This is a genomic window from Streptomyces luteogriseus (genome assembly GCF_014205055.1).
GTDB lineage: Bacteria > Actinomycetota > Actinomycetes > Streptomycetales > Streptomycetaceae > Streptomyces > Streptomyces luteogriseus.
In genome coordinates, this window is record NZ_JACHMS010000001.1 from 8,573,727 (window position 1) to 8,599,841 (window position 26,115).

At 67.2% G+C, this 26,115-nt stretch carries 25 protein-coding genes and 3 pseudogenes; 15 read left to right on the plus strand and 13 right to left on the minus strand.

Going from position 1 to position 26,115, the window contains the following annotated elements; all coding sequences use genetic code 11:
- Positions 1-242: 242 nt before the first annotated feature.
- Positions 243-740: an FG-GAP and VCBS repeat-containing protein gene (locus BJ965_RS39735; protein WP_313667676.1), complete on the minus strand. Its 498-nt coding sequence runs from the start codon at positions 738-740 to the stop codon at positions 243-245.
- Positions 741-1,227: 487 nt separating this feature from the next.
- Between BJ965_RS39735 and BJ965_RS38195 the strand changes: the two are divergent.
- Positions 1,228-1,308, plus strand: a pseudogene (locus tag BJ965_RS38195) (family 1 glycosylhydrolase); the annotation flags it as partial.
- A 56-nt stretch (positions 1,309-1,364) separates the two neighbouring features.
- Here BJ965_RS38195 and BJ965_RS38200 read toward each other — a convergent pair.
- From BJ965_RS38200 to BJ965_RS38210, 3 genes are all read right to left on the minus strand, one after another.
- On the minus strand, positions 1,365-2,306 hold the full coding sequence (locus tag BJ965_RS38200; protein ID WP_313667677.1) for an HpcH/HpaI aldolase/citrate lyase family protein: 942 nt from the start codon (positions 2,304-2,306) through the stop codon (positions 1,365-1,367).
- Positions 2,307-2,331: 25 nt separating this feature from the next.
- The gene (locus BJ965_RS38205) at positions 2,332-3,549 is read right to left on the minus strand and encodes a CaiB/BaiF CoA transferase family protein (RefSeq protein ID WP_184916405.1); all 1,218 of its coding nucleotides are present in this window, start codon (positions 3,547-3,549) and stop codon (positions 2,332-2,334) included.
- Positions 3,550-3,724: 175 nt separating this feature from the next.
- A complete protein-coding gene (locus BJ965_RS38210; RefSeq protein WP_184916408.1) occupies positions 3,725-4,651 on the minus strand; it encodes a LysR family transcriptional regulator in 927 nt (308 codons plus the stop codon).
- Between the two features lie 180 nt (positions 4,652-4,831).
- Here BJ965_RS38210 and BJ965_RS38215 point away from each other — a divergent pair, with 180 nt between their 5' ends.
- From BJ965_RS38215 to BJ965_RS38230, 4 genes and pseudogenes are all read left to right on the plus strand, one after another.
- On the plus strand, positions 4,832-6,280 hold the full coding sequence (locus BJ965_RS38215; RefSeq protein WP_184916411.1) for a CitMHS family transporter: 1,449 nt from the start codon (positions 4,832-4,834) through the stop codon (positions 6,278-6,280).
- A gap of 82 nt (positions 6,281-6,362) precedes the next feature.
- Positions 6,363-7,757 (plus strand): prolyl oligopeptidase family serine peptidase, encoded by a 1,395-nt coding sequence (locus BJ965_RS38220; RefSeq protein WP_184916415.1) that lies wholly within the window; start codon positions 6,363-6,365, stop codon positions 7,755-7,757.
- Between the two features lie 134 nt (positions 7,758-7,891).
- A complete protein-coding gene (locus BJ965_RS40260; protein WP_184916418.1) occupies positions 7,892-9,166 on the plus strand; it encodes a poly(ethylene terephthalate) hydrolase family protein in 1,275 nt (424 codons plus the stop codon).
- Positions 9,167-9,687: 521 nt separating this feature from the next.
- Positions 9,688-9,908: pseudogene (locus BJ965_RS38230) on the plus strand (transposase); the annotation flags it as partial.
- A gap of 16 nt (positions 9,909-9,924) precedes the next feature.
- On the opposite strand, the gene BJ965_RS38235 reads toward BJ965_RS38230, so the two are convergent.
- The gene (locus BJ965_RS38235) at positions 9,925-10,353 is read right to left on the minus strand and encodes a VOC family protein (RefSeq protein ID WP_184916421.1); all 429 of its coding nucleotides are present in this window, start codon (positions 10,351-10,353) and stop codon (positions 9,925-9,927) included.
- 254 nt (positions 10,354-10,607) lie between these two features.
- Here BJ965_RS38235 and BJ965_RS38240 point away from each other — a divergent pair, with 254 nt between their 5' ends.
- The 3 genes and pseudogenes from BJ965_RS38240 (at position 10,608) to BJ965_RS38250 (ending at position 14,022) form a co-directional block, all read left to right on the plus strand.
- Positions 10,608-11,369, plus strand: a complete 762-nt coding sequence (locus BJ965_RS38240; protein WP_184918015.1) for an IS5 family transposase — start codon at positions 10,608-10,610, stop codon at positions 11,367-11,369.
- A gap of 452 nt (positions 11,370-11,821) precedes the next feature.
- Positions 11,822-13,051, plus strand: a complete 1,230-nt coding sequence (locus BJ965_RS38245) for an IS110 family transposase (RefSeq protein WP_184916423.1) — start codon at positions 11,822-11,824, stop codon at positions 13,049-13,051.
- 177 nt (positions 13,052-13,228) lie between these two features.
- Positions 13,229-14,022, plus strand: a pseudogene (locus BJ965_RS38250) (IS5 family transposase).
- Between the two features lie 5 nt (positions 14,023-14,027).
- Here the strand turns inward: BJ965_RS38250 and BJ965_RS38255 are convergent.
- On the minus strand, positions 14,028-14,408 hold the full coding sequence (locus BJ965_RS38255; RefSeq protein WP_184916426.1) for a winged helix-turn-helix transcriptional regulator: 381 nt from the start codon (positions 14,406-14,408) through the stop codon (positions 14,028-14,030).
- Positions 14,409-14,482: 74 nt separating this feature from the next.
- Here BJ965_RS38255 and BJ965_RS38260 point away from each other — a divergent pair, with 74 nt between their 5' ends.
- The gene (locus BJ965_RS38260) at positions 14,483-15,166 is read left to right on the plus strand and encodes an NADPH-dependent F420 reductase (protein WP_184916429.1); all 684 of its coding nucleotides are present in this window, start codon (positions 14,483-14,485) and stop codon (positions 15,164-15,166) included.
- 475 nt (positions 15,167-15,641) lie between these two features.
- Here the strand turns inward: BJ965_RS38260 and BJ965_RS40265 are convergent, their stop codons facing one another.
- A complete protein-coding gene (locus BJ965_RS40265) occupies positions 15,642-15,956 on the minus strand; it encodes a hypothetical protein (RefSeq protein ID WP_184916432.1) in 315 nt (104 codons plus the stop codon).
- 864 nt (positions 15,957-16,820) lie between these two features.
- On the opposite strand from BJ965_RS40265, the gene BJ965_RS38270 reads away from it, so the two are divergent.
- Both BJ965_RS38270 and BJ965_RS38275 read left to right on the plus strand, forming a co-directional pair.
- On the plus strand, positions 16,821-17,207 hold the full coding sequence (locus BJ965_RS38270; protein WP_184918018.1) for a hypothetical protein: 387 nt from the start codon (positions 16,821-16,823) through the stop codon (positions 17,205-17,207).
- Positions 17,208-17,542: 335 nt separating this feature from the next.
- Positions 17,543-17,875, plus strand: a complete 333-nt coding sequence (locus BJ965_RS38275) for a hypothetical protein (protein ID WP_184916436.1) — start codon at positions 17,543-17,545, stop codon at positions 17,873-17,875.
- On the opposite strand, the gene BJ965_RS38815 is transcribed toward BJ965_RS38275, so the two are convergent.
- From BJ965_RS38815 to BJ965_RS38290, 4 genes are all read right to left on the minus strand, one after another.
- Complete coding sequence (locus BJ965_RS38815; RefSeq protein ID WP_221513313.1) at positions 17,868-18,179, minus strand: hypothetical protein; 312 nt, start codon at positions 18,177-18,179, stop codon at positions 17,868-17,870. The genes BJ965_RS38275 and BJ965_RS38815 overlap by 8 nt on opposite strands.
- Positions 18,180-18,263: 84 nt before the next feature.
- Positions 18,264-18,617 (minus strand): ASCH domain-containing protein, encoded by a 354-nt coding sequence (locus BJ965_RS38280; protein WP_184916439.1) that lies wholly within the window; start codon positions 18,615-18,617, stop codon positions 18,264-18,266.
- Positions 18,614-19,141, minus strand: a complete 528-nt coding sequence (locus BJ965_RS40270) for a hypothetical protein (protein ID WP_313667680.1) — start codon at positions 19,139-19,141, stop codon at positions 18,614-18,616. Before BJ965_RS40270 ends, BJ965_RS38280 begins: the two co-directional genes overlap by 4 nt.
- 655 nt (positions 19,142-19,796) lie before the next feature.
- Complete coding sequence (locus tag BJ965_RS38290) at positions 19,797-20,117, minus strand: hypothetical protein (protein ID WP_246546262.1); 321 nt, start codon at positions 20,115-20,117, stop codon at positions 19,797-19,799.
- 358 nt (positions 20,118-20,475) lie between these two features.
- Here BJ965_RS38290 and BJ965_RS38295 point away from each other — a divergent pair, with 358 nt between their 5' ends.
- Positions 20,476-21,567, plus strand: a complete 1,092-nt coding sequence (locus BJ965_RS38295; protein WP_246546264.1) for a tyrosine-type recombinase/integrase — start codon at positions 20,476-20,478, stop codon at positions 21,565-21,567.
- Between the two features lie 929 nt (positions 21,568-22,496).
- On the opposite strand, the gene BJ965_RS38305 is transcribed toward BJ965_RS38295, so the two are convergent.
- Positions 22,497-22,832 carry a hypothetical protein gene (locus BJ965_RS38305; RefSeq protein ID WP_246546266.1) on the minus strand — a complete coding sequence of 112 codons (336 nt, stop codon included), beginning with the start codon at positions 22,830-22,832 and terminating at the stop codon, positions 22,497-22,499.
- Positions 22,833-23,166: 334 nt separating this feature from the next.
- Here BJ965_RS38305 and BJ965_RS38310 point away from each other — a divergent pair, with 334 nt between their 5' ends.
- The 3 genes from BJ965_RS38310 (at position 23,167) to BJ965_RS38825 (ending at position 25,297) form a co-directional block, all read left to right on the plus strand.
- Complete coding sequence (locus BJ965_RS38310) at positions 23,167-23,991, plus strand: IS5 family transposase (protein WP_184907242.1); 825 nt, start codon at positions 23,167-23,169, stop codon at positions 23,989-23,991.
- Positions 23,992-24,039: 48 nt separating this feature from the next.
- Positions 24,040-24,900, plus strand: coding sequence for a site-specific integrase (locus BJ965_RS38820; protein WP_221513314.1), 861 nt, complete (start codon positions 24,040-24,042; stop codon positions 24,898-24,900).
- Positions 24,901-25,048: 148 nt separating this feature from the next.
- A complete protein-coding gene (locus tag BJ965_RS38825) occupies positions 25,049-25,297 on the plus strand; it encodes a hypothetical protein (protein WP_313667682.1) in 249 nt (82 codons plus the stop codon).
- A 116-nt stretch (positions 25,298-25,413) separates the two neighbouring features.
- Here the strand turns inward: BJ965_RS38825 and BJ965_RS38320 are convergent, their stop codons facing one another.
- Positions 25,414-26,043 (minus strand): class I SAM-dependent methyltransferase, encoded by a 630-nt coding sequence (locus tag BJ965_RS38320; protein ID WP_184916444.1) that lies wholly within the window; start codon positions 26,041-26,043, stop codon positions 25,414-25,416.
- Between the last annotated feature and the right edge of the window lie 72 nt (positions 26,044-26,115).

Sequence of the window (26,115 nt, forward strand, 5' to 3'; positions counted from 1 at the left end):
GAAGATCCACACGGGCCGGCCTGCCGCAGTTGGGCGTTTTCGCGCTCAAGGTGGACGTTCCCCGATCCCGATACCGGGGATGCCGAAACCGACGCAAGGGACTCCCCGGACGTGGAGACCGGGTAACCGGTGTGGCATCGAAGGAATCGGAGCCGGTGACGTCATGGCCGGCGGGGGCTTTGGTGCGGGTGAACGTGCCGGAGTACAGCCGCAGGGATGTCTGCAGTGCCCTCGCACTGCCTTCAGGACCGTCGTATCCCTCGCGCATGTTCGGCGCCGACATCGCCGTGGGCGACTTCACCGGCGACTCGCGCCCGGACCGGTGAGGTACCGCCCCACAGCACGGTCACCGAGCCGTTGCCCGAGGCATCTCCTTCGCTGTCGACCAGCAGGTCGGCGTACCCGTCGCGATCGAGGTCGCCGCTGGCCACGCTGCTGCCGAAGAAGTCCTGGTACCCGCCTGTGCCGGGGATGCCGGTGGAGTTCTGCGTGATGTAGACGTGCTTGCCGGTCAGGCCCTGGGCGGAGCCGAAGGTGAGGAGGACAGCGCCGCCGCCCTCCTTCCCGCTGATCGTCTTTCCAGGCATGCCGATGGCCAGGTCGCGGTATCCGTCGCCGTTGAAGTCGTCGGCCAGCTTGGACCCGGCGGCGACGGCCTGGTCGGCCGGGACGGCCACCAGAGTGGCGGTCAGACAAGCCGCGAGGGCCGCTGCCACGGCAAGACGGACTGAGTGACGCACGAAAGCCTCCTGTCTCACCGCAGACGCCGATGGCGTCCGCGAACCGGAATGGTGGTCCGCAACCCGGTCTCCGGCGGGCTCCCGGCTCGATCACACGATGCACAACAAAGAACAGACGCCCCACCATCACCGGTGGTTGTACCGCCTAGGACAGGTACTCAGGGGATGGCCTGTCGACGGCGAGATCAATGCACCCAAGGTCGTGACTCAGCCGGTGAGCAGCTGCCCGGCCAGCCGGTTCACTGTCTCGGAGGAACTGGGAGTCGCCATCCCGGTACCAACCAAATAGCAACCAGTCGGAGAACCTGAGGACTGTCCTGTAAACGCTCCTTGCTGTGCTGAGTGACCTGCATCTCCGCGTGGCAGCGATCAGTTGGACGCCCGGACGGTCGTCGGCGCACAAGCCTTCTACCTCCGCACTCCGGATGCGGCGCGCAGGCCGCGCCCTTCATCTCCGATGGCGACATCAGCATCGACCTCACCGGAGGGCATCCAGCCCGTCGCTGCCCTCTACCACTGGGACCTGCCGCAGGAGCTGGAGGACGCCGACGGCTGGTCCGAGCGTGCCCGGCGCCTGACCGGGCCGGTGCGGCACGCACACCGGCCCCGCGACGTGCCGCACCTTTATGGACCTCCTGTTTGGTCAGACACGCGAACGTGCGCCCGATGTCGTTCGAGAACGAGACGTGCCGTGCGGGCCATGGCCTCGTCGACCATCTCGCCCTGGAATGACACAGCGCCCGTTCCGTTCTTCTGCGCGGACTCGACCGCCGTGATCAGCGCCGCGCAGCGGGTGAGTTCGGCGGCGCCGGGAGAGAACACCTCATTGATCACGGGCACATGGGAAGGATGAATCGCCATCATTCCTTCGTAGCCGAGGGAGCGGGTCTGTTCGGCGAAGGCACGCAGCCCCGACAGGTCGCCGACCCGCGTCCACAATCCGCTGACCGGGCACGGTACTCCGGCTGCTCTCGCGTCCAGCAGAACACGGGAGCGCAGTGCCACCGTTTCGGTTCCCGCCGGGCTCCAGCGGTAGCCGATGGCACGTTCCACGTCGCCGCCGGGAGCGGTGAGAGCGCCCAGGTAGGCGATGCGCGGGGCGGCTCGGGCGATGTCGTAGGCCTCGCGCAGACCACGCGCCGTCTCCAGCAGGGGTATCAGGGCCACCTGTCCTGGCGGGAGGCCCTGTTCCCGCTCGCACCAGCCCAGCAGCCGGTCGGCGAGTTCCACGTCCCGGGCTGAGCGCACCTTGGGGAGCACGATGCCGGCGAGCCCGGGCCGTACGACCGCGCGCAGTTCCTCGGCCCCCGCCCAGCCGTCCATCGGGTTGACACGGACGAACAGCGCCATCCGCCCCGCCTGATCCGCCGGCGCGGCGGCCCGTGTGATGACGTCGGCCACCTCTGCCCGGGCTGCGGGCTTGCCCGAGGCGGGCACCGCGTCCTCCAGGTCGAGGATCGCCGCGTCGGCGCCCGCCGCCCGGGCCTTGGGCAGCCAGCCGGTACGGGTGCCGGGGACGAAGAGCAGGGAGCGCAGCGGGGGCCGGTCGACCGCTCCCGCGTCCACTTCGGTAAGCGTTTCCGAGGACGCCTCAGATGACATCGCTCTTCTCCAGGTCGATCAGCTCTTCCGCGCTGAGTCCGAGCCACTGCCCGTAGACGAGGTAGTTGTCCTGTCCGAGGGCCGGCCCAGTGCGCCAGACCCGGCCGGGTCGCTGCCGGAAGTGCGGAATGACCGCCTGCATACGCACCGGACCGAGGTCGGGGTCGTCGACAGTGATGATGTCCTCGCGCTCGGCGTACACGGGGTCCACTGCGATGTCCGCGGCGTCGAACACGCGTGAGGCCACGACTTCGGCGCGGGCGAACTCCTCGAGGCACTCACCGGTGCCGCGCCCGGCCACCCAGTTCCGCAGGCCCTCGTCCAGCTGCCCTCGCCGCTCGTACTGTTGCCGCGCGGTGGCGAACTCCTGCTCGGGGAGTCCCAGCAGGGATGCGATGTTGCGGACCGAGCGCAGCGTCGCGGAGGTCACCGTGATCCAGTCGCCGTCGCGGGAACGGTAAGTGTTGATCACGGCCGCGGGGGCGACCGCCAGCTGGTTGCCAGAGCGTTCGGGCACGCGTCCCAGCTGGTCGTGGACGATGACCTGCCATTCGACGAGACGGAACAGGGGCTCGAAGAGAGCGAGGTCGATCCACTCGCCGTCGAAACCGGGGTCGTGGTCACGCCGGTGGAGGGCCGCGAGGACGGCATAGGCGCCCATCAGGCCGGTCACGGCGTCGCCGTGCGAGAAGCCGGTGTGGACGGGCGGGCCGTCGGGAAACCCGGTCAGATGGACGACTCCGCTGCGCGCCTCACCCATCTTGCCGAAGCCGGGAGCGTCCGCCTGCGACGAGGTGGCGCCGAAGCCGGAGATCTGCAGCAGGACGGCTCGGGGGTTGATCCGGTGCACGGAGTCCCAGTCGAGTCCCCAGCTGCGCAGGCGTCCGGCGCGCAGGGTGACGATCACGACATCCGCCCAGGCGACCAGCCGACGAGCGACGCTCCGGCCGGCCGCGTGATGCAGATCCAGGGTGACCGAGCGCTTGTTGCGGCCGGCGACCTTGAACCACAGGGGTACCCCGTCACGTTGGGGCCCCATGGCGCGGGCCGCGTCGCCGGCCCCGGGGGGTTCGACGTGAATGACGTCGGCCCCCTGGTCGGCGAGCATCGAGCCCGCCAGAGGCCCGGCCACCACATGGGCGAACTCGACCACTTTCAGCCCCTGCAGCTGCCCACGGCCGGTGGTGTTCCGCTCGTCGTCCGACACCGATCGCTCCCTCGCCCCTGCTGTTGCGCATTTGTTCCCGGCTGGGTCGACCGCGTCGGGGCGCACGGTCGTCGCCGTTCGGGGTTCTCAGAGTGCAGGAGCCAAGAAATGCCTGTCGAGCATCAGAAGGCGATGAATCAATGCGAAGGGTGCATCAATAGGGCCACCCGAGGCCTCATGCCCACGAAACCCCGGGCGGTAGAGGGCGGCCCTGAAGGCGGTACTCCTCGAGCGTCTCCAGGAACCGCTCCGTCGCCGTCGGGAGCGTTCGCCGGAAGCGCACCACGATGTCCAGGCGCCGGTCCACCACCGGGTCCACCAGGGGAAGGCAGACGACGGGCCCGGCAGCCATGAGGGGCAGCACGAGGGCGGGCATCGCCGTCACCCCGAGGCCGGCGGTCACCAGTCCGCCCACGGTCGCGATACTGCCCGCCTCGGCCGCCGGTACGGCGTGCGCGTCGATCTGTGCGAACGCCGCATCGGTGAGCCGGCGCACGCTCGAGTCGCGCCCGACGGCAAGGAACGGCTGACGAGCCAGGTCGTCCCAGGCGATCTTGTCGCGGTCGGCGAGCGGGTGACCTTCCGGCAGCACGGCGACGAAGCGGTCCCTGACCAGGGGGCGGTGCTCCAGCTGCTCGGGCGGATGGCCGATGGTGGTGATCGCCATGTCAGCGTCGCCGGACAGGACCCGGTCCACCACCAGCCGCTCCAGGCCGTCGAGTAGGCGTACCGTCACCTGCGGACGCCGTTCGCGAAAGTCGGAGATCACCTGCGGCAGGAGCACCGCGGCGACCGAGGGAAGGGTGGCCACGGCGACCGTTCCCGACTCGCCGAGCAGGAATCGCCTGAGTTCCTTCATGCCCGCCCGGTGGGCGGTGACGATCTGCTCGGCGATACGCAGGGCCTCGACGCCCGCCGCGGTCAACTGCACGTTGCGGGTGTCCCGTTCGAGGAGCCGGACGCCGAGCTGTCGCTCCAGATCCGCCACCGCGCGGCTGAGTGAGGACTGGGACACGTGCAGGTTCGCGGCGGCCGCGGTGAAGCTCGCAGCCCGGGCGACGGCTGTGTACGCCGCCAGTTGACGCAAGGTGGTGGCCTCCATGGCCGACGAGCATAGGGCGCCACCCCCGGGAATTGATGCGCTTATCGCATGGACAGATGTCAGTTTGATGCTGGACACCGATCCGCTGGTGCTCCGAAACTCTCGCGTAACACCTCGGTCGCCCCCGCCCAGCCCCGCCCACCGTCGCCGAGGGCCGTCCCCGAGAAAGCGAGCGCCGCCATGCTGGCAGCCCTGGGCTTCGCCACGATCGCCGTCCTCCTGCTGCTCACCATGACCAGACGCGCCTCGGTGCTGGTCGCTCTCGTCCTGCTTCCGGTGCTGGCGGCACTCATCGGAGGCTTCGCCGGCGATCTCGGCGAACTGATCCTCGGTGGGCTGTCCAAGGTGGCCCCCACCGGCATCATGATCGCCTTCGCGGTCCTGTACTTCAGCCTGATGGTGGACGCTGGGCTCTTCGACCCTCTGATCCGCGTTCTGTTGCGCGCGGCGCGGGGAGATCCGTTGCGGGTCACTGTCGCGACGGCCGTCCTCACGCTGTGCGTCGCCCTGGACGGCGACGGTGCTTCCACGTTCGTCATCGCCGTCTCCGCGCTCCTGCCGGTCTACAGGCGGCTCGGCATGAACCCCCTGGTGCTGTCGGGAGTGGTCTGTCTGGGCGCGGGCGTGATGAACATGATTCCCTGGGGCGGCCCGACCGTGCGAGCCATGGCGGCGCTGAAACTGGACAGTTCCGAGGTCTTCACCCCCGTGCTGCCCGCGATGGGCTTCGGTGTCGTCTGGGTACTGGTGGCCTCCTACCTGCTCGGCCGTCGGGAGCGCAACCGTCTCGGCGCGCTGTCCCCGCGGGGCCCGGCCACGGACGTGCGTACTGACACGCACCAGGGCGAGGATGCGGGGGACGAGCGCGAACCCGCCGCTTCGACGACTGCCCCGGCAGAAGAGTCGAACCGGCAGGTCACTCCCACGACGGCCGACGGGCCGGAGAGCCAGGCCCCTGCCAGGTCACCCGGGGAGGGGCCCGGCGCCGTCCGGGTCCCGCCGGGGCAGCGCCCCTGGCTGAACACCTTCAATCTCCTGCTCACCATCGCCCTCCTGGTCTGCCTCATCCAGGAAGTGCTGCCGCTCCCAGTGCTGTTCGTCCTCGGCTTCGCGATCGCGCTGCTGGTCAACCACCCCACCTGGGAACAGCAACAGGCCCTGCTCGACAAGCACGCCAAGAGCGTTGTCCTGGTCACAACGATGATCTTCGCGGCCGGCGTCCTCACCGGAATCCTCAGCGGCACCAGGATGATCGACGAGATGGCCGAGGCGTTCGTCTCCGTCGTCCCCGACTCCCTCGGGTCGCACCTGCCCGTCGCGGTGGCCGTCACCAGCATGCCGCTGAGCATGGTCTTCACCCCGGACGCCTACTACTTCGGGGTACTGCCCGTACTCGCCGAGACCGCGAACGGGTTCGGCACGGACCCGGCCGAGGTCGCCCGGGCCGCCATTCTCGGCCAGATGACGACGGGTTTCCCCCTCAGCCCCCTCACCGCGTCCACCTTCATCCTGATCGGCATGAGCGGTGTGTCGCTCGGCGAACACCAGCGCTTCATCTTCCGCTGGGCCTTCGCCACCACCCTCGTCATGACCGCCGGCGCGCTGCTGACCGGCGCCTTCTCCCTGTGACCGCCGGGAGCCCCGAGGCGGGCGACCGAATCCCCACACCCGGGCGCCCGCTCCGGGTGACCACCGACCGAGACGAGGACCCATGAGACGGATCGCCAGACGTACGGTGCTCGCCGCCACCGCAGGCGCGGCCGCGGTGCCGGCCGTGAGCACCTCAACCGCCACGGCCGCCGACGCCACGACAGTCGCATCCGAAGGACGGCAAGCGGCCTCCGGACCCCATCCGGTCCTGCGCACCGACCTCGTCACTCGTGTGACGCCGAGGAACAACTGGCTGGTGACAGCCGTCGCCGTCCAGTACGCGCGTCACATCGACCTAAGCGGCGTGGTGGTCCCGCCGTCCGCCTTCGAGGTGAAGGCGACCGTGGGCGGGCGGACAGCGGCTCGGACGGTGACCCGGGTGTACTCCAACACCGCCGCCGAAGTGGACGACCGGTCGCGCCCCGGACGGCCGGGGAATCGCCTGATCATCGAGCTTGACCCGAAGGACACCAACGCGCGGGCCGCCGGCACCGATCCCCTTCCGCTCGACCGCGCCTACTCGGTCAGGCAGGTGGCGGACGTGCGCACCCCGGACGGTGAACGGGTACTCCAGGCCGGCCCGTTCGCGATCCGGAACGACGACGTCATCACCCCCGTGGTCGACGACTTCACCGCCGGTTCCTTCACCGACTCCGCGGGGTTCGAACTGGACTACCGGCTGTACCGGCCCGAGGGGCTCGTACGGAACCCGGGCACGCGCACGCGCTACCCGCTCGTCGTCACCCTGCACGGCGGTGGCGAAGTCGCGGACAACAACATGACCCAGCTGACGTCCAACCGGATCGCGGTCACGTTCGCCAAACCGGAACGACAGCGCCGCAACCCCGCGTTCGTCCTCTCTCCGCAGATCCCCCTGCCCCGTCCCATGGACGGACCCGACGGCACGGACTGGACCGACGGCACGGTCCAGGGCGCGCTGACCGAACTCATCGACACCTTCGTGAGCGAGCACTCCAAGAACGTGGACCCGGCCCGGCTGTATCTCGTCGGCCTGTCCTCGGGCGGGCGCGGCATCTACAGCCTGCTGGCGAAGCGACCCGACGTGTTCGCGGCTGCCCTGCCCACGGCCGGCTGGGGTGACCCGGCCGCAATGGAGAGGATCACGCACATCCCGATCTGGGCCGACCACTCCCTCGACGACCCGGTGGTCCCCTACCGGGAGGGCCGGTTCGGCAATCCCGGCACCTGGACCCTGATGAACGCGCTGGAGGCCGCCGGTGCACGCGTCAGCCGTGGGGAGTGGGCCAACGATCTGCCGAAGGCACAGTTCGAGGCCCGCTCCCGCGTGCTCCTGCGGCAGGCCCGCGCCACGCGCAGTCACGTCCTGTTCACGAGCTACACGGCCGGGACGACACCGGTTAACCCACACCTCTCATGGGCCCAGACCTACGAGAACGACGTGGTCATCGACTGGCTCTTCGCACAATCCCGGTAGCAGCCCGGACTCCGGCGCCGCTGCCTCTCCTCGCTGTCCGGTTACCGCTCTCACCGCTCTCCGGAGGTAAAGCAATGCGTCCATCCCGTCGTTCGGCCGACCCGGCCGCGCCGTTACGGACCCGGCCCCGCCCCATGACGGCACTGATAGCGCTGGCGACCGTCATCGGCCTGACACTGACTCTGTTGACGGCCGTCGCCCGGCCGGCGGCCGCCGCCGCCGACTTGCTGTCCCAGGGCAAACCCGCGACCTCCTCGTCCACCGAGAGGGCGTCCACCCCCGCGTCGGCTGCGGTGGACGGCGACGGCGGGACGCGCTGGTCGAGCACGTTCAGCGATCCGCAGTGGCTGACAGTCGATCTGGGGGCCACCGCCACCCTCGGCCAAGTGGTCCTGCACTGGGAGGCCGCGTACGCCCGCGCGTTCCGGATCCAGACCTCCGACAACGGCATCACCTGGACCACCATCCACTCGACCACGACGAGCACCGGCGGCGTGCAGACCCTCGACGTGAACGGCGAAGGCCGGTACGTCCGCGTCCACGGCACCCAGCGTGGCACCCCCTTCGGCTACTCGCTGTGGGAGTTCCAGGTGTACGGCACCATGAACGGCACCCCTCCGGGCAGCGGTGTTCCGGACCCGACGACCGCGTCCCTGGAGGCCACCGACGGCCCGTTGACCACCGCCACCTTCACCGTTCCCAGCCCGAGCGGGTACGGCTCCGGCACGGTCACGTATCCGACGGCCAGTGGCTCGTACCCGGGTGTCGTACTGATGCCGGGCTATCAGGGCACCCAGCAGAACCTGCAGTGGCTCGCACCGCGCCTCGCCTCCTGGGGCTTCGTCGTCATCAACGTCGGAACCAACACCCTGACCGACGATCCGACGTCGCGCGGCCGCCAGATCACGGCCGCCGGCACCCAGCTGCTCGCGCTCGGCCGTGCCCCCGGCAACCCGATATCGGGAAAGGTCAACGGCACCCTGGGCGCGGTCGGCCACTCGATGGGCGGTGGTGGCGTCATGGTGGCCCTCCGGGACGACCCGCGCTTCCGGGCGGGCGTGCCCACGGCCCCGTACCTCCCGAACGCGAACTTCTCCGGGGTCACCGACCCCACGTTCTTCCTGACCTGTCAAAGCGACCCGGTCGCCCACGGCAACACCTACGCCGTGCCCTGGTACAACTCCATGTCCCAGGCCGAGAAGCTCTACATCGAGGTTCCGGGCGACCATCTGTGCCCGATGACGGGCTACGGCGACAAGGCCAAGCAGGGCAAGTGGATCGTGTCCTTCTTCAGCCACTGGCTGCGAGCCGACACCCGCTTCAGCCCGTTCCTGTGCGGTCCGCCACGTGATGCCGACAAGAACAACACCTCCCTGGTCACACGCTGGATGGACACCTGCCCTTTCTGACCGGCGAACGCACCTGTGCGTCGCTCGATGAGGCGAAGAGAGCCCATCGTGATCGTTACTCGACAGCACAGATGATCGCCCCTGACGACGTGCTCGCCTGTGCGAGCACCGTCAATCAAGCTCTGAACAGGGTCTACGGTCAGGTGAAGCGCCTCGAGCGAGGGGAACCAGAGCCCGGGGAGACGATGGCCACGGCGGTCCAGGCCCTGGCAGAGATCTGGGACTTGCTTCGCACGGTGAGGACCACGATGCGGCGCGACCTGGGCGTGTCCGCATCAGAGTGACGGCCCACGTGGACAGCCCGCATCAGGCCTCAGGCGCGCAGCGTGGTCCCGAGCGATGCAGTCTCAGTGCCGGAGTCGGGTCGGCAGCGAGGGGCGTTGTCAGTGTGATGGTCTACGGTCCTCATGTCCCGCTACGGGACTGCGCTCTCGCCTGGCCTTACGCCTGGCCAGGCGAGAGCCCGCGTCCCCCTATGTTTCGGCACGGGGGCGGGCCCTTCCGGATGGAAGGCCGACACCACCGGACTGGTCATGCCGCACCGCCGCCGCGCGGGCGAGGAACTGCCGGGCTGGCAGCAGGCCCACAACAAGAGCCACAAACACGTCCGCGCCCGTGTCGAGCACGCCTTCGCCCGCATGAAGACCGGAAGATCCTCCGCGACTGCCGCCTGCGCGGCGACGGCGTCCACACCGCCATGCTCGGCATCGCCCGGCTGCACAACCTCGCACTCACGGGATGACTCCCGCTCCATACGCTCAGTCGATACAGAACTCGTTGCCCTCGATGTCCAGCATCGGGATGCACGAATCATTGCCGTCATACAACGTTTGTACGTGTACCGCGCCGAGCGGGACAAGCCGTGCGCATTCGGCCTCGAGTGCGGCGAGGCGCTCTTTTCCCACCAGCCCGGTGCCGACCCGCACATCGAGATGCACCCGGTTCTTGGCGGCCTTCCCCTCGGGGACGCGCTGGAAGTACAGCCGCGGGCCCACACCTGAGGGATCAATGCAGGCGAACCAAGAATCCCGCTGCTCAGGCGGCTGCGAGCGCCTGTAACCATCCCAAGTGGCAAACCCCTCCGGTGGCGGCGGTACGACGTACCCCAACACCTCGCACCAGAAACGAGCGAGACGCTCAGGTTCTGCGCAGTCAAAGGTGACCTGGAACTTTTTGATCGCGGACACCGATGCACCGTACCAAGGGGACTTGGGATCCTGCCGTTCACGCCTCCGAGGGTCTGCCCGCAACCCCATCAGACGCTGGGTCATCTCGGACATCAAGCGATCAAACCGGACAGCCCGTGAGGACGACGGGACCCTGGCGGCGAAACCCACCAACCCACCAGGATCAGCGCTGTCCAACTACCCACATGTCAAAAATCAGTTACGGGACGACCCTTAGACCGTGTCCTACGTGGTGAGGCGTCGTTGACCTCGGTATAGGGCGGGGTACATGGAGTTGGATTGTTCCGGACGGGCTGTGGGAGATTGCGGAGCCGCTGATCCCGCCGTCTAGGGTGCGGCCGCAGGGTGGCGGAACGCAGGACACGCCTGATGAGACGCTGTTCGCGGCCATCGTCTACGTCCTGGTCAGTGGCTGCGCCTGGCGCCAACTGCCGCCCTGCTTCGGGATATCGAAGTCGACCGCCCACCGCCGGTTCCTCATCTGGTCCAGAGCCGGTGTCTGGGGCCGGCTGCACGAGGCCGTGCTGCACCGCCTCGACGACGCCGGCCTCATCGACGTCACCCGCGTCGTCCTCGACACCGCCCATGTCAGGGCTAAAAAAGGGGGCGAACACACAGGTCCGAGCCCCGTGGACCGGGGCAAGCCGGGTTCCAAGATGCACATCCTGTCGGACGCGAACGGACTGCCCCTCCTCGTCGGCGTCTCGGCCGGCAACACCCACGACAGCGAAGGGCTCAAGCCCATGATCGAGGGTCACCAAACGAGACACGCCCCCACCGCGGCCGCTACTTCAAGCCCCCAGCGCCTACACGCGGACAAAGCCTACGACCGGGCTGACCTGCGCAGGTGGCTCCGCGGCAAGCGCATCGGCGTACGCATCGCACGCAAAGGAATCGAGTCCAGCGAACGATTAGGGCGCCGCCGCTGGGTCATCGAGCGCACCATGTCGTGGCTGTCCGGCTACCGCAGGCTCAGCCCCCGCTACGAGCGCCATCCCCGCAACTACCTGGCCTAATCCGGGATTAGTAGTGGTGGCTCCGTGGACGCCGAGCTGATGCCTGTGCCCGACCAAGCCTTGATGCTCTCTGATAGATCGAGCACGGTTCGGCGTCCTCGTGGCCACCACCACAGCGCGGATGTTGGTGCTCGTCGGTGCTGGACGAACGCCTGTACCTGGCCGGCCTTGATGCCTGGAGAAAGATCGGCGCCGTCCAGCGCCGTCGAGCGTCAACACCCGCACCTGGCTCACTCGTTGGTGTTGGTGGAGCGAGCCCACCCCGCGGTGACCTCTCCCTGGGCCCGAGCTGACCGAGCTCCCGAAGAGACCGAGGCCCGCGGGGCGAGCTGGTGCCGCGAACAGCTACTGAGGTGGCGGACCGGCCACAGGGCTGAGTCCTGGGATTAGGTCGCTGCGTGGCCCGCATGAGCTCGTGACCAGCAGAAACGGCACAGCGGAGGGGAAAGACCTTGATCTACTGCGGTATTGACTGGGCCGAACGCACGCACGACGTCGCCTTGGTCGACGACAGTGGCTGGTTACTGGCCAAACGGCACATCACCGACGACGCGGTCGGATACAAGATCCTGCTGGACCTGCTCGCCGAGTACGGCGACACCGCGGAGAACCCGATCCCGGTCGCGATCGAGACCTCCCGTGGCCTGCTCGTCGCAGTGCTGCGCACTGGGAAGCGGCAAGTCTTCGCCATCAACCCGATGGCTGCCGCCCGCTACCGCGACCGGCACAGCGTCTCCCGCAAGAAGTCCGATCCCGGAGACGCCCTGGTCCTGGCCAATGTCCTGCGCACCGACATGCACGCACACCGGCCGCTGCCGCAGGACAGCGACCTGGCCCGCGCCCTGGCCGTGCTCGCCAGGGCTCAGCAGGACGCCACGTGGAACCGGCAGCAGATCTCCAACCAGCTCCGCTCCCTGTTACGCGAGTACTATCCATCCGCGCTGGCCGCCTTCGAGCCCTGGAAGAACGGCCTGTGCCGTCGAGAAGCGCAAGAGCTCCTCAGGGCGGCTCCGACACCAGCACGAGCATCGCGGCTGACACTCAGGCAGCTGCAGGCCGCGCTCAAGCGCGCCGGCCGCCAACGCGGCATCGAAGCCGAGGCCGAACGACTCCGGGACGTCTTCCGCGCCGACTGGGCCCACCAGCCCCCGCTGGTCGAGGACGCGCTCGGCAAGCAGATGCTCGCACTCCTGGTCCAGCTGGAGGCCGCCTGCGCCGCGGCCGACAATCTGTCCGAGGCGGTGGAGGAAGCTTTCCCTCAGCACTCGGACGCTGAGATCATCCTCAGCTTCCCTGGACTCGGCATCCAGCTCGGCGCCCGGGTGCTCGCCGAGATCGGAGACGACCGCAACCGCTTCGCCGACGCACGCGGCTTGAAGGCATACGCCGGGGCTTCCCCCATCACCAGAGCCTCCGGCAAGAAGTCGAGCATCACGCGCCGGTGGGTGAAGAACGACCGGCTCAACCATGCCGGCTACCTCTGGGCCTTCTCCGCGATCACCGCCTCACCAGGCGCCAAGACCCACTACCGCAGGCGCCGCGACGAGCACGGAGACTGGCACGCAGCCGCCCAGAGGAACCTCTTCAACCGCATGCTCGGCCAGCTCTACCACTGCCTCCAGCACCGCAAACCGTTCGACGAACACACTGCCTTCCCCGTCGACCTCGCCGCCGCAGCTTGACACGCTAAGTGCCTGAGGTGTCTTTCTCGGCCTCGCCGCCGCCCTCTGCTGCTACAAACGACTTCTCCGCCTCACCACGTAGGACACGGTCTTAGAACCCCTAACGAAATGATCTTCGAGGAGGTTGGATCACTGCGGGACTGATGAACCGGGGGTGTTGGGTGGCGCGGCCGAAGCGTGGGAAGTCGAGACGAGCTGTGGGCGGTGATCGAGCCGCTGCTGCCAAGGTGGAGCGTCAGATCCGGTACCCGGGACGCAAGCGGCACCCGGACGGACTGGTCTTCCAGGGCATTGTGTTTGTCCTGCACACCGGGATCTCGTGGGAGCATCTGCCGCAGGAACTCGGCTTTGGCTCGGGCATGACCTGCTGGCGCCGCCTGGCCGCGTGGTCCGAGGCCGGGGTGTGGCCCCGGCTGCACGAGGTCCTCCTTGCAAAGTTCCGCAGCGCGAACGCCCTGGACTTCTCCGGGGCGGCGGTCGACGGCTCCCACATCGGGCTTTAAAGGGGGGTTCCAAGACGGGCCGAAGCCCTGTTGACCGGGGCAGAACCGCTGGCAAACACCATTTGATCACAGATGCCGCTGGCATCCCGCTTGCGGCCACGGTGACCGGCGGCAACCGCAGCGATGTCACCCAGCTCATACCGCTACTCGAAGCGGTGCCGCCGGTGCGGGGCAAGGGTCGGCCCTGGGGTCGCCCGGACACGGTGCTGGGCGACCGCGGCTACGACCATGACAAGTACCGCCGCCTGGTCTGGGATCTCGGTGTGAAGCCGCTGATTCGCCCGCCGGGGCACCGAGCACGGCTCTGGTCTGGGCACCCAACGCTGGGTCCTAGAGCGCATCTTCGCGCACCTGCACTGGTTCCGCCGCCTGCGGATCCGCTGGGAGATCCGCGACGACATCCACGAAGCCTTCCTCACCCTGGGATGTGCACTCATCCGCTGGCGACGTCTGGGCTCACGCTGTTGACCCGTCTAACAAATTGGACGAGGGGACTGCGGGTCTGGAGTGCATGCTGCTTCCTGGGCGGCCATAACCTCATCGCCATACTCGAAGGCCCATGCGCCGACGGCGTCGATGGGAGCCAGCAAGGTCTTTCCCAAAGCGGTGAGTTGGTACTCGATCCGTGATGGCGCGTCGGGATCTGCCTGCCGGTCGACCAGTCCGTTGAACTGCAGCCGGCGCAGAGTCTCGGTGAGGACCTTGGAACTGATGCCCCCGATCCGCTCCCGTAATTCGACCGGGCGCCTGGGACCGTCGCGCAGTGCCCAGAGCACCACGGCGTTCCAGGTGTTGGAGAGCAGGTCGAAGGCGAGGCGGGCGCGGCAGTCGGCGAGGAAGGCGTCGGTCGTCACGTACCAAATGGTGCCCGAACGGCCTTCTAGCGTCGGTGTGAACGGTTGAAGCAGGTACGGAGAGGGACCACGTGATGAGAATCGGCGTACTGGGCACGGGCAACATGGCCGACGCGCTCGCCACCCACTGGGTGCGGGCCGGGCACGACGTGACCATCGGGGGGCGGGACGCACACAAGGCGGAGCGGCTCGCGACGCGCATCGGAGGCAGCGCGAAGCCTGGCAGTCTGCGCGCGGCGGCCGAGTTCGGCCAGGTGGTTTTGGCCGCGCTGCCCTTCGGGGCCGGAGTAGAAGTGGCACGGGACCTGCACGCGGTCCTGGAGGGCAAGGTGCTGCTCGACTGTTCCAACCCGGTCGGGCCGGGCTTCCGGCTGCTGACGGAAGGAGGCCCCTCAGCCGCGCAGCAACTGGCTGCGGCAGCACCGGGAGCCCACGTGGTCAAGGCTTTCAACCTCTGCCACGAGGACGTGTGGCGGATGCGGCCGCCTGTCTTCGATGGGCGACCACTGGCCGTTCCGGTCTGCGGGGACGACGAGACGGCTCTCGTGCGTGTACGCGAGTTGGTGCGGGACGTGGGCTGTGAACCCGTGGCTGGCGGCGGTCTGGAACGTGCAGGACTCCTGGAAGCGACTGCCGCGCTGTTCATCGCGCTGTGGGTCGTCGAGGGAGCGGATGCCCAGGCAATCGCCCCTCCGCTGGCATACGCGGCCGGACCGAGCCACCAGGAAGCGGAGGGCGGCACGGCGGCTTTCCGTTAGAGGTTCTCGAACAGCACCGCGCCGAAGACGGCTCCCGACGTACTGCGCTCGTCACCCCCAGGGATGCACTGTGGGCCGAGGCGTTGATGATGGATAACCGAGACACCGCCGAACGCCAGCGAGCACAACTCAGGATCGGGGACCAGCCGTTGACCGAGACACGAAGGAAGGTGGACACGGCCTCCGCCCCGTTAACCCAGTAGTCCGCGACCTCATGGGAGGCGGTGAACAGGGCGTAGACGGCGGCGAACCGGGCGGCCGCAGTAGTGCTGGTCGTGGGGCGCATGCGGGCTGCTCCTTCGGTGGTGTCGTGAAAGGCGAGCAGCGGCCGGGAGTGGCGGTCGGCGGCAAAGGGGGGCGGGTCACTGGGTCGGCCCGGGCCGTCGGTCTCAGGGGCCGTGGAGTGACGGAGGCGCACTGTGCCGTCCCCTAGCGGGTGCACAGGCCTCTTCTGATCTCGGCGTTGTGTGCTGCTCTACGGGGTGGGCTGGGTGGTGCCGTTGTGGAGACGGACTGGCATGACGATGCCGCGGAAGGTGTCGGCCTGGTCGGGGGTGTGTAGGAGGACGGGTTTGGTGCGGGCGGTGAAGTACATCTGGACGACCGGCCCGTCGACCTGCTGGAGCGTCTTGAGCAGCAGGTGCGGGTTGAAGGCGACGGACAGCGGGTCGCCGCCGAGGGTGGCGTCGACCGTTAACGGCGTTAATACCCAGGAGACCGTGGAAGGGGCCCGGAGCGAGTCCGGGCAGCCTCGTCGGCTGCCATACGACGACGCCTTCTCCGTAGTCACTCACCTGCATCTGAAGATGGAGCAGGAGGTGTTCGTGGAGGGTGCTCGTGGGTGGCTGCGTATCCTCCGTGATCAGCATCCTGCCGAGTACAGCGCGCTTCTCCAGGAGCTGTCGCAGCAGGAGCATCAATCAGCTTGAGGCTGGCCTGAAACGCACGAAGGCCCGTACCCCCAGCGGTGTTCGCTGGGGGTACGGGTCTATCACGTTCCGGGGACGCCGCCGAGCTGACGGACCGCCATGAACCAGGCCCCACACGACAACGCTGAAGCCCTTAACTGGGTAGCAGGCACCATAAGCAGTCAAGCCATCGAGGGCGGATTCGGCTTCGCAGTCGGGGCTGACAGTTGGGACTTCAATATCACCCTCCTTAAATTCTTGCCGGGGCAACTTGATTGCCCGCTCCACCGAGCGAAGGATGCTAGTGAAGCGTAGCCTTGACAATGCCCATAACGGGCGGGGAAAGGGAATGTTATGGCCGCCAGGTCGACTCACGTCAGGCTGGACAGTGAAGCCACGCTGTGGTGGATTGCAGATCGCATAGGGGAGCATGTGAACCTTAGGCGCGCCGCCATGAATCTCAGTCATGGCGTGTGGGCAGTCAAGCCCCCTCTCATGATTGGCGATTCAGGCGAATGGGTGTCCGAGTCCAGCGGATTGGCAACCGGCACCGAGGGATCGGTCACGTACCAAATCGAGGATATCGACGGAGTGCGCGTGGGCGAAATGCGCATTCACTGGGATAATCCTTTCGTCGGATCCAATGAATATGATGCGAGTGTGACACCCACAGCCGAGGCCGGCGGCGCTCTTAAGGGCTACTCGGTGCTACACATCGGGGGGGGAACGATGCGAATGTCACATTCATGCTGCTTAACGGCTTCTGCGAGGTCGGTGAGGATGGAATATCCTGCGCCATGTCGTCGACGGGTTCCTTGACGGCTGCCGGTGACCACTTCGCTGCCATCTTCGAGAAAAGGTCCGGTCCGTCGTGGCATGCCGTGCATGGGCTGAGCTCGGATGGATATCAGCAGAAGTTCAATGAGTTGGTGGGGCAGGGGTACCGGCCGGTTGAGGTGAGTGGTTACGCGGCGGGGGATGCAGACCACTTCGCCGCGATCTTCGAGCAGCGGGACGGGGTGCCGTTCGCAGCATTCCACGGCTTGACCGCAGATCAGTACCAGCAGAAGTTCAACGAGCTCGTTATGCAGGGCTACCGGCTAGTCGCAGTCAGAGGCTACGCGACAGCATGACTCACAGCGCTTGCGCGGTTCATGGCGATCCGCCAGCTCGGCAGTGATCCAGGAACTCCAGGAACTCATGTGAACACATACCGGGCATCATGCGACTACGCCGAATCCCTGCCATGGCTGCCCTTCCGTAAACAGATCCGCAGCATACAGAAAGCCGGTCCGCAACTCGCCGCCCATCGAACGGTCCTCCGGTCTCACCTTGGCGTCGGATAAGGAGTGGTTGGAGGTGCAGTGACCGTTCAGCCGACACCGGGCCCCCTTACCTGCCTGACCAGCGGAACACTCAAACCGCCAATCAGAGCTACGCAGGTTGAAAACACAGATGGGAGAATCTCGTGAGCTCAGTCGATGAAGAAATGCGCACGGTGACCATCGAGGTGGAACCGACCAAGGCCGGACTGGCCAAGGACGGGCTGGAACGGGTAGAGACCCCGAACATTAGAGGTCACGGCCAATTCTGGCTTGGCATCCCGCACGGCGGCATGACAAAGGACCACACCGTTGTGGCCTCGATCACCGAAATGGGTGCGGCAGGGCCGGTGAAGGGCCAGGCCAGAATGCAGGTAAGCAATGTCGTCCCCTCAAGCAACCTCATAGAGATCTGGTGCAACATCGATGCGCCAAGCGACAGGACGTTCCGGGTGCAGTACTTCGCGGCCCCTAACTGACGGCTGTCAGGTCGGGCAGGGTCCGATGCAGCACAGGCACGGATGCCGTGATCATGGAGTTCTCTACGCTCTGTGATCCGTCGGCACGAGCCGCTGACTCTCGGTGCTGGTTCGCCCGCTCCAGGGCGGGCAGAGCTTCGGCCGCGTAGTCCTCGTCCACCTCGTGCCAGACGGTGCGCTCGCCGCCCGGGCCCTGGCCTTCGCGGGTGTACGGGTACGTGTCTTGGTTCGTCTTGCTGGGCTTCTTCTTGATCAGCTGCGCCGTAGCGCAGCAGGTACCGAATCCTCGTGCGCTGTGGCGCATCAGGTGGGAAGCCCACGGAACGCGAAAAGGCCCCCGACCGCGCCCCTCGTCGGAGGGGGCGGCCGGGAGCCTCGTTGTCTGGGGTCAGTCGACCAGCTCGATACTGATGGCCAGGCACCCCAGCCGTTCCTTCTCAGGCGGGTAGATGCGCCGGATGTTAGCCAGTTGCTCCTCACGGGTCGCCTCGGGGTTCACCTGGGAGGGCCCTTCGGCATCCAGGAGTTCTTCGAATGAGGCGTACTCGGCAACGCGTGTCACCCGCGTCAGGCATGACCGGTCGGTGCCCTTCACCGCGAACCGGATCAGGTCACCGACCGACAGGCCGTCGAACTTCGGGTACTTCACCCGGACCTCCTGGGTCTTGCGGCCGGCGGCCACGAGATCGAAGTACTGGGGGTACAGGTTCAGCTCGATGACGCGGGCTGAGGTGGTGCTCATGTAGCCGGGCTCCCTGCGGGTAAGGACATCAGCCGCGACAGCTCCGCAGCCGAGTACGAGCGGAAAAAGTGCCGGGGGTGGGACAGCAGCAGTCCCGCCAGGTTCAGCAGGCGGTCCGCGAACTCCCCCACGGTGCCGGGCCACTTCCGGGTGTCGAGCATCCACGGTTCGGCGCCCGCGGGCAACGCCGCCTCCCCAGATCGGATGAGGCTCTTGGAAAGCTTGGCGCCCGTCTCGGCCACGATCATCGGGCAGTACAGGCGCGCCGGCAGCCGGCCCCGGGTCAGGCCCACGGCTTGGAGCGCGCCGTCGACCAAGAGGCTCCCGGGCATCCAGTCGGTGCCCTTGACCATCACCTGGAGGACGTCGGCCTCCGCGAGCGCGGCGAGTTCCTTGACCATGTTCCGGTAGACCGTGGCGAGGTCGAGGTAGCCGCCGCCGGCGGGCGTGATGGTGGCCGTGTAGGGGCCGTGGTGCAGGCAGACCGCCGACACACGGGCGAAGCCACGGCCGGCGACTTCCACACGGGTGTGCTGCGCGTACTTCTCCGCCCACCCGCAGGAGTGCGGGCAGGGCACCCCGCAGGTGCGGCACTCCCGTGGAGGGAGCCAGCCAGAGGCTTGCGGCCTCCAGGCGCGGCAGCACCCGCAGCCACGTCTCCCGGAACAGGCCGGTCGCCTGCTGCTGCGAGTAGGTCTCCACGCCGTACGGCACGGCCAGCCGCTTGGAGAGGGCGTCGAACAGGGGTTGGTAGAGGGCGCCGACCAGGCGGGCGATGCCGTCCGTACCGAAGGCCTGGGCGTAGGCCCGCTGGTAGCGGTTCCCCGATAGGTGGTGGGTGACCAGCTCATGAGGCGTGTTGTCCAGCGCCGAGAACCGGACCTCCACGCGCAGGCCGTGGCGGTCGTGGAGCCGGGCGGCCGTGGCGAACGCCATCGACTGCACCAGCGAGGTGCCGGCGCGCGGTGCGCCGTTGATCTGAGTTCCCACCACCAAGGCGATCCGCTGCGGCTTGCTGGCGCGGATGCGCGGGGCGAGAACGTCCTCCACGTTCGCCAGGGCGTTCGCGAGGACGGTGTTCGGACTGATGAGCGTCATGCTGATGCCTCCTCTCATGTCAGTGAGCTGCTGTGACTGCGTGGGCCGGTCCCGGGGGACAGCCGGGCCGGGGGAGTGGGGTCACAGGAGGCGGAACCGGCCGCGCTGGCCGGACGCGCCCTTGCTTCCGAGGTTGGGGCGTACGACCAGGAGCAGCAGTACGGCCGAGGCCGCGAGGGTCAGGACGGCGCAGCCGCCGACGAGCTGGGCGGGCCGCGGTAAGTCCTTGTCGGCGGCGCTGGCGAGTCCCGCGAGGACCGCGCCGTTGAAGGCCAGGAGCAGCGAGGCCTTGTTGTCGGTGCGGCTGATCTTCGCTTCGACGTCGTGGCAGGCGTCGTCCAGATTCTTGTTCGTGGTCGAGATGGTCTGGTCTGCGGTGTGCGGGGTGGTCGGTGCCGACATGCGGGCGGGTCCTTTCGCGGTCAGACCGCCAGGGCGTGGCCGGGCGGGGTGAGGTAGGTGGCGGGGTCGGCGGGGGTGCCGTCGTGGCATTCCAGGCCTGTTAACCGAACTAACTCAGCTGTCTTCGCAGGTCAGACCAGGTATCTGCTAGCTTCCCGAGGTGCTTGATGAGCAGCGGTCCGGAAGGGACCTGAGGAACTTTGTCCTGCCTGAGTCAGGCCAGTTACTGAAGACGGGAGATCCCTGGGAGCCGTACAGGGTGCTGGATGGACGCGGGAGGCCGGTTGCGCCCGCTGCGCTCTACCTCAAGGAGCTGATGGCTAGGGACAGCTCGCCGTTGACGCCACGTTCGTACGGCATGGATCTGCTGCGCTGGTTTCGGTTCCTCTGGGCGCTCGGGATCGAGTGGGACCGTGCGACCCGGGAAGACGCCCGGGACTTCATGTTGTGGATGAAGGTGGCGGACAAGCCGACGCGCATCCATTGGCGCCATCGCGGCAAGGCTCTCTCCAAGGTCCCGCCGCCTCGCAGTGGCAGGCCAGCGCCGGGGACACCGAATCCGGTGACTGGTAAGCCCACGGTCGGGGCCAAGTACTCGCCGGCAACCCGGGCTCATTGCGAGACGGTGCTGCGGGAGTTCTACAACTTCCATCTGAATGAAAGCACCGGTTCGTTGCTGGTGAACCCCTTCCCGTTGGTCCGTGGGCGCCGCTTGTCCCAGCTCGGGACACAGCGTGATGGTGGGAAGAAGCACCGCATCCGACGCACGGGGCTCTACCGGCCGACCGTTCCGCAGCGGGTTCCGCGGCGGATTCCCGACGAGATGTACACCAAGGTCTTCGCCGGGCTCCGTTCTCATCGTGACCGCGCCTTGCTGGCCTTCTGGGTCGCCACTGGCGCCCGCGCCGAGGAGCTGCTCACGGTCAAGCAGGGCGGCGCGATTGTCGGCGAGCAGACCGTCAGTGTGATTCGCAAGGGCACCCGCGACTACCAGGACCTGGCCGCCACCCCTGACGCGTTCGTCTGGCTGCGGCTCTACCAAGAGTCCGCCTGGAAGAAAGGCGTCCCTCGGGGCCGTCATCATCCGCTGTGGTGGACGCTGCGGCGCCCATGGCGGCCGCTGGAGTACGACGCGGCGCGCATGATGTTCAACCGCGCCAACGATCTCCTGGGCGCTAACTGGACCCTTCACGATCTGCGGCACACGGCGACGTTCCTGATGCTCGATGACCCGAACATGCCGCCGGTTTACGTGCAGAAGATCCTCGGCCACAAGTACCTGTCGACCCTGGACATCTACAACCGTCCGACCAGAGACGACGTCATCAGAGCCGGCCTTGCCCACCACGCCCGCCAGGAGAAGCGACGCGAGGCGACCCCTGTGCCTGTTGACGAGCCGTCCTACAACCCCGACTCCTTGTCCATCCTCTTCGGTCGGGACGCGTCATGACGAGCACTGCGACTCACGTCGGCTCGAGCTTCGTTCCGCGGGTCACCAGCATGGTGGGCGCCGAAGAGCTCAAGCTGATGAGCCGATTCCCGCATCGGGAAAGACCAAGCACGTGGGAAGCGACCGCGGTCACGCGTGAAGAGGTCCTTGAGCGGCTGGCTCGCCCACCGCTACGAGCTGTGGAACCCAGCGCCCAGGCGAATCGAATGTTCGGGGCCCGCCTCCTCCTCGACTGGCTAATGGCCTTTCCGGGAGAAACCTGGCAACAGCGCTGGCAGAGGAGCCCTGCCCACGGCCAGCACATTGCGTCGTAGGGGTGGAGGGATGCCTTCGCAGCCTGGGCCCGCCCGGAAGGGCGAGTATCTCGCCGTGAAACGCTCCTCGTCGGGCTGCTGTCGCTGCTCTGCGCGGATGCCGTCAGACCCGACCCGGAATTCCTCATCGGGTCAAGATCGCGGCATCTTCGGCCGGCTCTGGAGACCACACGCGACCCCGAGGGGTTCGCCCGCTTGAGGGCTTCACTGCCGACCAACATCTCGGCTGCGAATGTCTCGTCCGGACTGAAGACCATTGCGGAGATCATGGCCTGCCGAGGCGGCGCCATCGACGACATCGTCGTCGGCGACCTGCTGCTCTGGCAAAGCAAGAATCCGCGCAACAGGCCAGCACCTCCCGGTCGCCATGCCGACGCCGACCACCACCCTGAGGCCGCGACGGCACCTCCGGCACCACCCGCTGAAACAGCTCCCACAACTCATCCGGCACCAGCCGCTCAACAATCCCCATGACCTCTCGCGCCTACGCCTGGCTTGAGCAAACGGTCTCAGTCCAGGTTGCCTGGAGATCACGGCAGACAAGAGTGAGTGTGCCGTCCCAGCAGGCAATCTCGTGGCTGCAGCCGTCCCTGTGCGGGAGGATCTCGTCGAGAATCAAGCCCCGAGCTCCGTCCCTCGTTCGTCGTCAACGGGGTCGACGATGAAGCCGGACACCCCCGCGTAGCGGATCAGCAGGTCCTGGTCGTGCTTCCAGCAGTTGTGCTGGAACTCGACCTCCACCTCCTCACCGCCAGCACCCCGGACGGCCCGGAGCGTCAGGTCTTTCACACATCGCCTGCTGCGGAAGTCGTAGTGGTCCGCGTCCGTGGCGAAAGCCCGGGCGCCGGGCGGCAGGTCACCTGAAATCGAAGGCAGGTGGCTCAGGTAGCGAGCCGGGTCCAAGGCCCCTGACACGTCGCCGACCTGCGCATCGAGATTGACGTACTCCATCGACCTTCGCCCCCGCTCATGCTTCTCACTGGCCGTCGAATCGTCGCACAGACTCACCAAATGAGATGACGTCTAAGTGAGCGTTTGATACGCCTATTGGGCGGTTCATAGTGATTTGTCAGCGACCCGGCGTGAGCACCGAACCAAGCGATCCGCCGGAAATACGGCTTCTGCGGCAATCAGCAGACCAGTTATGCGCCGGGTTCCTTACCAAAGCTCCTGTCTCATTCAGAAACTTACCGGTTCACCCGAGATCGAGAACGCACGCCCCGATGCACCCAACGCCCCCGCCCACGCCCTGCTCAGACCGGCCGCCACCGCATACCCAGGCATCATGCAGCCCTCACGGCCCTACCCCAGCGACCTGTCCGACGCCCGCTGGGAACTCATCCGCCCCACCCTCGAAGCCTGGCGCCAAGCCCGCTACGGCATCCGCAAACCCACCCACGACCTACGCGCCCTGATGAACGCCATCCTCTACGTCGACCGCACCGGCATCCCCTGGCGCTACCTGCCCCACGACTTCCCACCCCACCAGACCGTCTACGGCTACTTCGCCCACTGGGAAGCCGACGGCATCTTTGACCAGCTCACCGGCCTCTTACGCGGCAAAATCCGCCAGGCCGAAGGCCGCACCAACGAGCCCAGCGCCTGCCTGATCGACAGCCAGAGCATCAAAACCTCCGCCACCGTCCCCCTGACCAGCCAAGGCATCGACCCCGCCAAGAAAATCATCGGACGCAAACGGCACATCGTCACCGACACGCTCGGCCTCCTACTGGCCGTGGCCGTCACCGCCGCCAGCGTCCACGACTCCGCCGCCGGCACCCAACTCCTGACCAAAATCCGCGAGCGCCACCCCACCATCACCAAAGCCTGGGGCGACAACGGCTACAAGACCAAAGCCATCGAACAAGCCGCCCACCTCGGCATCGACCTCGAAATCGTCCAACGCGACCCCACCACCCGCGGCTTCCGCGTCCAGCCCCGCCGCTGGGTCATCGAACGCACCCTCGGCTGGCTCATGCACCACCGCCGCCTGGCCCGCGACTACGAAACCCACCCCCACCGCTCAGCGGCCATGATCCAACTCGCCGCCATCAACCTCATGACCCGCCGCCTCACCCACGAAAACACCACCAACTGGCGCGACAGCTAAGCCAAATGAAACGGACAACTGAGAACCAAACGCTCACTAAAGGCCCGCATGGACCAACGTACTCGCGAGCGCCTGCCGGCGCTGCCCACGCTGGTGAAGACGGCTCACCGCCTGCTGAAAGAGGCCACAGCACGTCTCGATGCACTCAACGCTGCCCCGCTCGGTTCGGATTTCAGAGTGCTTGGTGAGACCTTCAGAGTCCCGCGCTTCAGTAAATGCGCTGACGGGCGCCCGATCCACGCCTGGGATGCGAAGGGCACCCGGCGCTCATTCGGGGGTGAGGAGCGCAGCGCATTCTGGGGGTGGGCTGCCATCGAGATCTTGCGGCACACCGGCATTCGTATCGAGGAACTCCTCGAGCTGGGGCATCACAGCATCGTCAGCTACAAGCTCCCCACCACCGGACAGACCGTTCCGCTGTTGCAGATCGCCCCGTCGAAGACCGACCAAGAGCGACTTGTCTTGGTCGCGCCGGAGCTGGCGGATGTGTTGAGCGCGGTCGTCTCTCGAGTCCGAGGCTCGGACGGGAGAGTCCCTGTTCTTCGTAGCTATGACCATTATGAGCGGGTCTGGAACCCGCCGATGCCTCTCCTGTTCCAGGATCGCTCTGGTGGCTACCTGCGTCCGCTGTCACGAGCGACGATCCGTCGGGGCCTTGACGTCACCTTGTTGGCCTCAGGTCTGACGGACAGCGCGGGTGACCCACTCATCTTTCAGCCCCACGACTTCCGCCGGATCTTCATCACGGACTCCATCCTCAACGGCCTGCCGCCTCACATCGCCCAGGTCATCGCTGGTCACGACCACATCGGAACGACGATGGGATACGCCGCGATCTACCCCACTGATGCCATCGAGGCACACCGAGCGTTCATCGCCCGGCGCCCGGGCTCTGCGGCCTGCCGATGAATACCGCACCGTCACACCTGAGGAGTGGGGAGAGTTTCTCGGGCACTTTGAGCGCCGTAAGCTCGCCCTGGGCGACTGCGGCCGCGCATACGGAACTGACTGTGCTCACGAACACGCTTGTGTCAGATGCCCCGTCCTGATCGTCCACGTGACAGAGCGTCCCCGGCTTGTCGAAATCCGCGACAACCTCCTCACGCGCATCTTGGAAGCCGAAAGGGAAGGCTGGCTCGGCGAGATCGAGGGGCTGCAGAGCAGCCTGACCCACGCCGAGGAGAAGCTTGCCCAACTCGACGCCCAGATCTCCCGGAAGCAGGAGTCTGTCGACCTGGGAATTCCTACCTTCCGGGAGATCGTTGCTCGCACCACTGCGGCGGCCACCCCGCCGGGGCCTGCGTGACTGAACGGCTGTCAATCCGGCGTGCTCAGCGGACACCGCCACAGAACGCGACGCGTGGACGAGCTTCGTCCACGCGGATGATCTACACCACCCCGACCCCGGCCACGGGCCACGTTCTACGGGCGGCGGGCCAGCAGGTGGGTGTCGAGGAAGCCCCGCTCGGACGCTGGGTCGTGGAGCAACCGAGCCACCGTGACGAGTCCGGCCCCGGCCAGCAACTCGGCAAACTGCTCCGCCGGCCAGCTATAGGCAGGCGCCACCTTGTGGTCGAAGCGGACAGGATCCGGCCCCTCGGTTCCGAAGAAGGACGCCAGGAGCAGGCCTCCTGGTGCCAGGACACGCACCTGCTCAGCGAGCAGCGCGGGCAATTCTTCAGGTGGGGTATGGATCATCGAGTAGTGGGCCAGCACTCCGCCGAGCGCGCCGTCCTCGACGGGCAGGGCCTCCATTCGTGCTTCGTCGAACCGCAGCGCCGGATGGGCCCGCCGGGCGTGGGCGACCATAGCCGGGGAGAGGTCGAGCCCGAAGGCGTCCAACCCCAAGTCGTGCAGCATGGCCGTCAAATGGCCGGGCCCGCACCCGACGTCGGCTGCCCGCAGGTTTCCCGTGCCACGCACGAGCTCGGCGAAGGTGCCGATCATGTTCCGCGCGAACGGCTGCGTCTCCAACCGATTAGCGAACATCGACGCATACAGTTCGACGACCCCGTCGTAGGCCGCCCTGGTCTCGTCCTGGTGTTTTAACACGGGAGGGAAGCTAACACCCGCGCCGTTCACAGCAGTTCTCCGGCCCCATACCGGCCCCTTCCCCGCAGGACT

Excerpts from the sequence above, each read along its gene's own strand:
- BJ965_RS38290 (WP_246546262.1), bottom strand. The coding sequence starts at position 20,117 with ATGTCGGCACCGACCACCCCGCACACCGCAGACCAGACCATCTCGACC.
- BJ965_RS38305 (WP_246546266.1), bottom strand. The coding sequence starts at position 22,832 with ATGGAGTACGTCAATCTCGATGCGCAGGTCGGCGACGTGTCAGGGGCC.
- BJ965_RS38820 (WP_221513314.1), top strand. The coding sequence starts at position 24,040 with ATGGACCAACGTACTCGCGAGCGCCTGCCGGCGCTGCCCACGCTGGTG.
- BJ965_RS40260 (WP_184916418.1), top strand. The coding sequence starts at position 7,892 with ATGACGGCACTGATAGCGCTGGCGACCGTCATCGGCCTGACACTGACT.
- BJ965_RS38310 (WP_184907242.1), top strand. The coding sequence starts at position 23,167 with ATGCAGCCCTCACGGCCCTACCCCAGCGACCTGTCCGACGCCCGCTGG.
- BJ965_RS38295 (WP_246546264.1), top strand. The coding sequence starts at position 20,476 with ATGGATCTGCTGCGCTGGTTTCGGTTCCTCTGGGCGCTCGGGATCGAG.
- BJ965_RS38210 (WP_184916408.1), bottom strand. The coding sequence starts at position 4,651 with ATGGAGGCCACCACCTTGCGTCAACTGGCGGCGTACACAGCCGTCGCC.
- BJ965_RS38215 (WP_184916411.1), top strand. The coding sequence starts at position 4,832 with ATGCTGGCAGCCCTGGGCTTCGCCACGATCGCCGTCCTCCTGCTGCTC.
- BJ965_RS38270 (WP_184918018.1), top strand. The coding sequence starts at position 16,821 with ATGCTGCTTAACGGCTTCTGCGAGGTCGGTGAGGATGGAATATCCTGC.
- BJ965_RS38260 (WP_184916429.1), top strand. The coding sequence starts at position 14,483 with ATGAGAATCGGCGTACTGGGCACGGGCAACATGGCCGACGCGCTCGCC.
- BJ965_RS38220 (WP_184916415.1), top strand. The coding sequence starts at position 6,363 with ATGAGACGGATCGCCAGACGTACGGTGCTCGCCGCCACCGCAGGCGCG.
- BJ965_RS38815 (WP_221513313.1), bottom strand. The coding sequence starts at position 18,179 with ATGCGCCACAGCGCACGAGGATTCGGTACCTGCTGCGCTACGGCGCAG.
- BJ965_RS38280 (WP_184916439.1), bottom strand. The coding sequence starts at position 18,617 with ATGAGCACCACCTCAGCCCGCGTCATCGAGCTGAACCTGTACCCCCAG.